General features: G+C 67.7%; 8 protein-coding genes. 6 read left to right on the plus strand and 2 right to left on the minus strand.

Annotated features, from left to right (window positions below; all coding sequences use genetic code 11):
* Positions 1-237 precede the first annotated feature (237 nt).
* Positions 238-1,242 carry an aldo/keto reductase family protein gene (locus JF66_RS11875; protein WP_035878187.1) on the minus strand — a complete coding sequence of 335 codons (1,005 nt, stop codon included), beginning with the start codon at positions 1,240-1,242 and terminating at the stop codon, positions 238-240.
* A gap of 110 nt (positions 1,243-1,352) precedes the next feature.
* On the opposite strand from JF66_RS11875, the gene JF66_RS11880 reads away from it, so the two are divergent.
* The 6 genes from JF66_RS11880 (at position 1,353) to JF66_RS11905 (ending at position 7,775) form a co-directional block, all read left to right on the plus strand.
* Positions 1,353-2,546, plus strand: coding sequence for an ROK family transcriptional regulator (locus tag JF66_RS11880; protein ID WP_231556396.1), 1,194 nt, complete (start codon positions 1,353-1,355; stop codon positions 2,544-2,546).
* 191 nt (positions 2,547-2,737) lie between these two features.
* On the plus strand, positions 2,738-4,141 hold the full coding sequence (locus JF66_RS11885; protein WP_156109762.1) for an NAD(P)/FAD-dependent oxidoreductase: 1,404 nt from the start codon (positions 2,738-2,740) through the stop codon (positions 4,139-4,141).
* 106 nt (positions 4,142-4,247) lie between these two features.
* Positions 4,248-4,676, plus strand: coding sequence for a hypothetical protein (locus JF66_RS11890; protein WP_035878193.1), 429 nt, complete (start codon positions 4,248-4,250; stop codon positions 4,674-4,676).
* A 192-nt stretch (positions 4,677-4,868) separates the two neighbouring features.
* Positions 4,869-6,107 (plus strand): multidrug effflux MFS transporter, encoded by a 1,239-nt coding sequence (locus JF66_RS11895; protein ID WP_035878198.1) that lies wholly within the window; start codon positions 4,869-4,871, stop codon positions 6,105-6,107.
* An 80-nt stretch (positions 6,108-6,187) separates the two neighbouring features.
* The gene (locus tag JF66_RS11900; protein WP_035878195.1) at positions 6,188-6,919 is read left to right on the plus strand and encodes a phosphatase PAP2 family protein; all 732 of its coding nucleotides are present in this window, start codon (positions 6,188-6,190) and stop codon (positions 6,917-6,919) included.
* 52 nt (positions 6,920-6,971) lie between these two features.
* Positions 6,972-7,775 (plus strand): hypothetical protein, encoded by an 804-nt coding sequence (locus tag JF66_RS11905; RefSeq protein WP_051973471.1) that lies wholly within the window; start codon positions 6,972-6,974, stop codon positions 7,773-7,775.
* On the opposite strand, the gene JF66_RS11910 is transcribed toward JF66_RS11905, so the two are convergent.
* Positions 7,750-8,331, minus strand: a complete 582-nt coding sequence (locus tag JF66_RS11910) for a hypothetical protein (protein ID WP_156109763.1) — start codon at positions 8,329-8,331, stop codon at positions 7,750-7,752. The genes JF66_RS11905 and JF66_RS11910 overlap by 26 nt on opposite strands.
* Positions 8,332-8,487 lie beyond the last annotated feature (156 nt).

An 8,487-nucleotide genomic window follows, 5' to 3' on the forward strand; every position in this document is an offset into this window, starting at 1 on the left:
GGTTACCGCGGCGTGTCTCAGAGACTCCGGTTTTGTGTGGGTGTGGGTGTGGGTGTGGGTGTGGTGTGGTGTGGCGTGGTGTGGCGTGGCGTGGTGGAGCCGGGTCGCGCAAAACCGGGGATTTTCGAGACACGCCGGGTGGTGTGGCGGGTTACCGCGGCGTGTCTCAGAAACTCCGGTTTTGTGTGGGGGCGGCCGGTTAAATCGGGCAGCGGATGGCGGGGCCCGGGGCGGGCGCTACGCCTGGCGAGTCTCGGGGGAGGTGGTCTTGCGCGGGTCGAACTCGGCGAGGTCGCGGGTGACCTCGTCGATGGCGGCGAGCACGCCGGCATCCAGTTTCACGCCGGCGGCCTTCACGTTGTCGGCCACCTGCTCCGGGCGCGAGGCTCCCATGATGGCCGAGGCAACGTTCGGGTTGGAGAGCACCCAGGAGAGGGAGAGCTGCGCCATGGTGAGCCCGAGGTCGTCGGCGATCGGGCGCAGCTTCTGCACCGCCGTGAGAACCTCGTCGCTCATCCAGCGGCTGATCATGTCGGCGCCGCCCTTGGCATCCGTTGCCCGGCTGCCTTCGAGCGGCGCGGCACCGGGCAGGTACTTGCCGGTGAGCACGCCCTGCGCCACCGGCGACCAGACGATCTGCGAGACGCCGAGGTCGACGGATGCCGGCACCACCTCGGCGTCGATGACTCGCCACAGCATGGAGTACTGCGGCTGGTTGGAGATGAGCTGGAATCCCAGCTCGCGGGCGAGCGCGTGGCCGGCGCGCAGCTGCTCGGCGTTCCACTCGCTTACGCCGATGTAGAGGGCCTTGCCCTGGCGCACCACGTCGGCGAAGGCCTGCATGGTTTCCTCGAGCGGGGTCTCCACGTCGTAGCGGTGCGCCTGGTAGAGGTCGACGTAGTCGGTCTGCAGCCGGGTGAGTGAGCCGTCGATCGATTCGAGGATGTGCTTGCGGGAGAGACCGGTGTCGTTGTGGCCCTTGGGTCCGGTGGGACCGAACACCTTGGTGAAAATCTCGAGGGACTGGCGGCGCTCGCCGCGCAAAGCATCGCCGAGCACCTGCTCGGCCGCCGTGTTGGCGTACACGTCGGCGGTGTCGAACGAGCTGATGCCGGCATCGAGGGCGGCGCGCACGCACCGGGTCGCCGTCTCGTTCTCCACCTGCGAGCCGTGGGTGAGCCAATTTCCGTAGGTGATTTCGGAGATTTTCAGCCCGCTGTTTCCGAGGTAACGAAATTCCATGATGTCCTTTGTTCTCAGCGTCTCTGGTGATTTGTTGACCTTGGCAACCTAACACGCCGTTCCGGGGATTGTCCGCGGTACCCTGTATTTTCTAGGGTATGGAGACCGCCGTGCAAGGGAACAATCATGACGACGTGCGCAGGCACAACCTGTCGATCATCCTTCGAGCCGTGCACCGGGGTGGCCCCACCTCCCGCGCCGGCCTCACGCGACTCACGGGGCTGAACCGGTCCACCATTTCGGCGCTCGTGGCCGAACTGACGCAGCTCGGCGTGGTGACGGAACGGCAACCGGATGCGACCAGGCAGGTTGGTCGTCCCAGCCCGGTTGTCGAGGCGAACGGCCGTGTGGCCGTACTCGCCGTGCACCCCGAGATCGATGCGGTGACCGTGGGGCTCGTCGGGCTCGGCGGAATCGTGCACCGGCGCATCCGCTGCCCCGTGGAGCAGTCCCCTGACGCCGCCGAGGCGGTCAGGCTGGCCGCGGCCGTGATCGACGACCTGCGCGCCGAGCTCGACACGGAGTTCGATGTGGTGGGCGTGGGCGTGGCGGTGCCCGGCCTGGTGCGCACCACCGACGGTGTGGTTCGGCGGGCGCCGCACCTCGGCTGGGTGGACGAACCCTTCGCCGAGCAACTGGCCGCGGCTTCCGGCTTCGCCGTGGTTGCCGCGAACGATGCGAGCCTCGGCGTGCTCGCCGAGCGATATTTCGGCGTGGGCCAGGGACTCACCGACCTCATCTATCTCAACGGCGGTGCCAGCGGCATCGGCGGCGGGCTCCTCGTGGGCGGTCAGGTCGTGGGCGGTCACTCCGGGTATGCCGGCGAATTCGGACACACCCGGGTGAGTGAGAGCGATGTGCTGGATTCGGCCGGATTCCGCGGAACGCTGGAGGCCGAGGTGACCCGCAGCGCGCTGCTGGATGCGCTGGGTCTCACAGCCACGGGCCTGGCCGCCACGGATGCCGACGAGTTGGAGCGCGCGCTCCTCGCCTCAGATTCGCCGCAGGTGCGTGCCGAGGTGCACCGCCAGCTCGATTACCTGGCCGTGGCCCTGGCCGGTGCCGTCAACGTGCTCAACCCGCAGCTTGTGGTGCTCGGCGGGTTCCTTGCCGCCCTGCGGGCAGCCGACCCCGAGCGGCTGGACAACGCCGTGGCCGCGCTCACGCTGCCTGAGGCGCTCGCGGAGGTGCGGATCGACTCGGCCCGGCTCGGCTCCGACCTGCTCATGATCGGCGCGGCGGAGCTCGCGTTCGAGGGTGTGCTCGTGAACCCGCAGGGATTCGTGCGGCGGCCCGCCGCGTGACGCGCCGGTGCGTGCCGGCCCCCCGGGCGCGCGCCTCACACCTGCACGCGCAACCCACAGTGAGGGGGCACGTGCGGGTGTGACGCGCGCAGGCGCACGGGGTGGCGGCCGGGACAGCGCGGGCCGGTTTCTGGGCGCATATTCCCAGCCGCATCTGCCATTCTCAACATCCTGAACAGATGGAGAGCACCATGCCCGATCATTTCGACGTTATCGTCATCGGTGCAGGCCCGGCGGGCACGGCGGCCGCTCTGCGCGCGGCAGAGTTGGGGGCCCGGGTGGCGGTGCTCGAGGCGGACCGGCTCGGCGGCACCTGTGTGAACACGGGCTGCGTGCCTACTCGGGTGCTGGCCAAGACCGCGCGAATGGTGCGGGAGATTCGCACCGCCGACACCTATGGCATCAGCGTCGCCGAGCGTGCCATCGACTGGCCGGCCACCGTGGCGCGGGTGGCCAGCACCGTCGACCGGGTGCGGTCCATCAAGAACGAAGCGGAGCGTTTCGCCGACGCGGGGGTCACTCTCGTGCTCGAAGGTCGGGCCCGTTTCACGAGTGACTCCGCGGTCGTGCTCGACTCCGGGCGAACCCTGACGGCGGACACGTTCATCGTCTGCGTCGGCGGACATTCCCGCCGGCTGCCCGTTCCTGGCGCCGAACTCGCGGTCGTTCCCGAGCACATCCTGGATATGCCCGCCATTCCGGGCCGTCTGGCCGTGATCGGCGGCGGAAACACCGGCACTCAGCTCGTGACGGTGTTCACCGCGTTCGGTTCGGCGGTCACCTTGCTGGACGTGGCCCCGCGCATCCTGGTCAACTCCGATGTGTCCATCTCCGACACGGTCACCGAGGCTTTCGTTGACCAGGGGGTCACCGTGCACCTCGGCATCGGCGGCATTGACTCCCTCGTGCGGGAAGCGGATGACTCCATCACGATGCACTTCACCCGTGACGGTCGGCCCATGACTGGTTCCTTCGACGCCGTGATCATGGCCACCGGGTGGCCCGCCGATGTGCTGGACCTGGGACTGGAAGAAGCCGGTGTGGAGACGGCCCGATCATCGATCGTGATCGACGCTTTCTTTCGCAGCTCTGTGGCGCACATCTACGCGGTCGGTGACGCGAACGGACGAGACATGCTCGTGCAGGCGGCGCAGTTCGAGGGCGAAGCGGCAGCCGAGAACGCCGTGCTCGGTGTGAATCGGCGCACTCCGCCGCATCTGCTGCCGGCCGGCGGGTTCACCGACCCGGACTATGCCGGTGTCGGGCTCACGGAGGAGCAGGCCGTGCTGCGGGACCGGGACGCCCGCGTGGTGCTGGTGCCCTATTCGCGGCTGGACCGCGCCGTGATCGACGACCGGGAGCGGGGCTTTCTCAAACTCATCTCAGACCGTCGGGGCGAGTTTCTGCTCGGGGCTCACGCCACCGGCGAGAACGCGGTCGAGGTGATCCAGTCGCTGACCACGGCCATGGCCGCGGGTGTCGATGTGGCCACGCTCGCGAAGGTGCGCTTCGCATACCCGACCTACAGCGCGATCATCGGGCTGGCCGCTCGCGAGCTGGTGGAAGCATCTTCCGTCGCGCGCCAGTTCGCCTAGCCAGGGTGCACCTGTCCGTCGTGCGCCTCAAACCTGAACGCGCGCACCAAATTTGTGCCGCGCGTGCAGGCTTAAGGCTCGCCGACGAACGCGGGCAGGTCGCCGCGTGATCATCTACGCGGGGCCCTCGCTGCTCGTGCGGCTGCTTGCGCCCGAGCAGGCCGAGACCTTCCGTGGCTCGGGAGAGGTGCAGCTCGTCTCCACGGCGCAGGCCCTGACCGAGTGCGTCGCCGATGCGGTGGCCGACGGAGTCGGGCGCGGAATGACGCCAGAGGGTGCGCTGGCGGCACTCGCCGACCTCGTCGACGCCGAGACCGGGCTCGTCGAGATCGTCGAGCGCGAGCCGGGGGAGGTCGAGAGCGCAGCATCCATTCTCGCCGAGGCAAAGGGGCTCGCCGCGGGGCACGCGTGGCACGTGAGCGCCGCGGAACTCTGCTTCACGGAGCTCGCCGAACCCGGCGAAAGACTCGGGTTTGGCGCGGATGACGGCCGCCAGGCGGCCATCGCCCGGTCGCGTGGGTGGACGGTTTTTTGACGATGGTCGCAACAAATGTGCGCCGTCAGGGAATACGACACGCCCGGCCCGGCTTACCCCTGAGTGCGGCCCGATAAACTGCGCGTGGTGCCGCCGCCCGCATACAGCTGGGCCAGCATCCGTTCGAATCACATCTTTGAGGACCTCACCTACGTGACTACTGCCGCAATTCCCGTCTTCAGCGCCGCACAACTGCGCTCGACTGCCCGCCACCCAGGCGACGCCCTGTCGCGCCGCCAGCGACTCGTCTACATTCTGATTCTCGGGATGCTCACCGCGCTCGGCCCGTTCACCATCGACCTCTACCTGCCGGCGTTCCCTACGCTCGAGAGCGACCTCGGGGTGTCGCCCGCGGCCATCCAGCTCACCCTCACCGGAACGATGATCGGCTTCGGTTTCGGGCAGCTCGTCGTGGGGCCCTGGAGTGACAAGGTCGGCCGCAAGCTGCCGCTGATTCTCGCGACGGCGTTCCATATCCTCGCCTGCGTCGGCGCCGCGTTGTCGACCGACATCGTGACGCTCGGCATCTTCCGGGTACTGCAGGGCTTCGGCGCGGCGGCCGGCGCCGTGGTGGCGCTCGCCATGGTGCGCGACCTGTTCGGCGGCAAGCCGCTCGTGAAGATGCTCTCCCGCCTGGCGCTGGTGAGTGGGCTCGCGCCCGTGCTCGCTCCGGTCATCGGCTCGCAGCTGCTGCTGGTGATGCCGTGGCGCGGCATCTTTTGGGTGCTCGCCGCCTACGGCGCCGTCGTCATCCTCGCCGTGGCCTTCTTCATCGTCGAGACCCTTCCCAAGACCGAGCGTCACGTGCGCGGCCACAACACCCTGAGCCAGCGCTACCGGGCGGTGCTCGGCGATCGTACCTTTGTGGGCGTCGCAATCATCGGAGCCATGACGTTCACGGGACTGTTCTCGTACCTGTCGGCCTCGCCGTTTCTCTTCCAGCAGGTCTACGACCTGAGCGCACAGCAGTACGGCATCCTCTTCGCCGTGAACTCGCTCGGCATCGTCACGGGCGTGCAGCTCAGCTCGCGACTCATGCACCGCCTCAACATCGGCCCGCAGTGGATCCTCTCGGTCTCCACGGTCGTGCTCCTCATCACGGCGCTGTCGATCATGCTGCTCGATCTGGCCGGCGCCGGACTCTGGGGAACGCTTGTTCCGCTGTGGTTCTTCATCGCCGCCTGTGGATTCACTCTGCCGAGCGTGCAGGTGATCGCGCTCAACGGGCACGGTCACGAGGCCGGCACGGCCGCGTCGCTGCTGGGCGCCGCCAACTTCGGTGTGGCCGGGCTCATCTCCCCGGTCGTTGGCTTCCTCGGCGTGGGTACGGCCGTACCCATGTCCGCAGTGATGGCCGCCACGTCCGTTCTGGGGATACTCTCCCTCTGGCTGATCGTGCGCCCTCGCACCGTTCCGTCCCTCGAGCACTAGCGCCGCGCGGAAGCGGCGCGGGATGCGCACGCTGCCCGCGGCATCCGGTGGAAGACCGCGGCCGCGCCTAACATGGCAGCATGACGAGTCCTGATGCACCAGAGCGCGCGGCAACTCCGAGCGCTCGGCGGATCTCCCGCCGGTGGCCGCTCATCAGTGGCGTGCTCGCCCTCGCCCTGGCGGCGGCGCTCGGCTCCCTCGCCGTGGCTCGGTCCAGTGGCGTGCTCGAAATCGACACCGAGTGGATGAACGAGATCACCGAACACCGGGCTCCGATCTGGGAGGTGCCCTCCCTCTTCATGAACTACCTGGGTGGGGGCGTGCTTGGCGTCCTGGTCGTTCCCGTGGCGATCGCGGTATTCCTCCTGCTGCTGAAACGGCCCTGGGCTGCCGGATATTTTCTAGCCGCCACGATCGTGAGCGCCGGGGTGGTGCAGCTTCTCAAGCACCTCTTCGGTCGCGCACGGCCCCTCGATATCCTGGTCTCGTCCGATTTCGGTTCATTCCCGTCCGGGCATGTGGCCAACGCCGCGACCATGGCCGTGGTGCTCGGCATCCTCTTTCCACGCGTGTGGGTCTGGGCGGCGGGCATCGCGTACACCGTGATCATGCTGCTCAGTCGCACGTACCTCGGCGCGCACTGGCTCACCGACACCGTCGGCGGCCTGTTGATCGGGGCGGGCGTGGCCGTCGTTCTCTGGGCGCCGATCGCGGACAAACTAGATGGCGAACGCCAACTGAGCCGGGGGCATCCGTGGCGAAACCGGGGGGAAAACCCGACCGAAACCGACGAATCACGTCCCCACGGCTGATTCGGTCGAAAAACATCGTCGACGGGCTCGCCACTGTGGTCTACTCAGTGGCATGAGCGTTCACCCGAGCACCGTCACAGAGGCCTTTCGGCAGGCGGATGCCGCGGCGCAGTCCGCCGGGGTTACCGTGCGTTTCGCAGACCCCAGCGATATCACCGGGGTGCTGGGCCTGTTCGACCGCACCTGGGGAGCGGGGCATGGACCGGACCGGTCGATGCTGCTCGCCCTGGATTACGCGGGCAACACCGTCGCGGTGGCGCTCGAGGAGGCCCGCCCGGTGGGCGCCGCGCTGGGCTTCCTGGGCTGGTCAGGGGGCCTGCACTTGCACTCCCATATGGCGGCCGTCGTACCGTGGCGTCGCAGTCACGGGGTCGGCTACGCCCTCAAACTCTTCCAGCGCGCGGTCTGCCTGGAGCAGGGCGTCACCGAGATGCGCTGGACGTTCGATCCGCTCATCCGTCGGAACGCCCACTTCAACCTGGTGAAACTCGGCGCCGAGGTGACGAAGTTCCTTCCCGACTTCTACGGCCGACTCGACGACGCGATCAGTGGCACCGACCAGAGCGACCGCTTCGAGGTGACGTGGCGGCTCGACTCGGCCCGGGTGAACGGTGCCCTGGGCGGAGTCGCGCCCCCGGTGTGGACGGCCGTGGCCGGCCTGCGCCTTGACGTGGACTTCGAGCAGCTTCGGGCTGCCGACCCCGAGTCCGCGGCTCGCCTGCGCGCCGCGTCACGGATGCTGTTCGCGGACGCCCTCTCCTCCGGTCTGCGCCCGGAGGTCAACGCGGATAACGACTACGTGCTCACCACGGATGCGGCCGACGGACGGTTTAGTTCTGCAGGGGCCGCGTCGTGAGTGCCGCGATCACGGAGGGTTCGGCCACGAGCGGCGCATCCGTGACGTGCCGGTACGGTCGACGTTCGAACCAGTAGAGCAGCTCGGGGCGCAGCCGGTTGAGGTCTGCGAGCGTCATCGGTTCCGGCACGCGCACGATCGGCACATCAATCTCGTCGACGAGTGCGTGCATGTCGCCGGGTGTCCAGAACTGCCCCCGCATGCGAATGAGCAGTTTGCCGTCGCGGTCGGTGACGAACAGTTGCGGGTTCGTGTCGAGGGCGGCGCTGGCATAGAGATCGAGCAGAACGACGCTGCCCACCGTGGCCAGGGGAAAGGTCGTCAGCGGACGGAAGAACCCGCGCTCCGTGATGCTGGTGTCGTCGAGGCAAATGACCACGCGGTACGCGGCGATCAGGCCCAGGGCATACATGAGGGTGAAGAACACCTGGGCGACGAGAACAGGGGCCCACGTTCCCGACGGAATGTTCAGCCAATACAGCACAGCGAAGGTGGGGGCAAAAAACGCCAGAAAAATGGTGAGCGTGTCACGAAGCAGATGCTTGTGCGGACGCAAGAAGATGACTCGACCCAAATCGTCCCCCCAAGACGCACAACCAGCACTCTGCCCGTATACACAGAGTATGCCCCATATCAGGAAGGCTTCCACAGAGTCACTTGTGATGGCACCGGAAATGGGGGCACAGTCTGGTCTGCCCCAGATGAACGAATG

The organism is Cryobacterium sp. MLB-32 (assembly GCF_000738085.1).
GTDB lineage: Bacteria > Actinomycetota > Actinomycetes > Actinomycetales > Microbacteriaceae > Cryobacterium.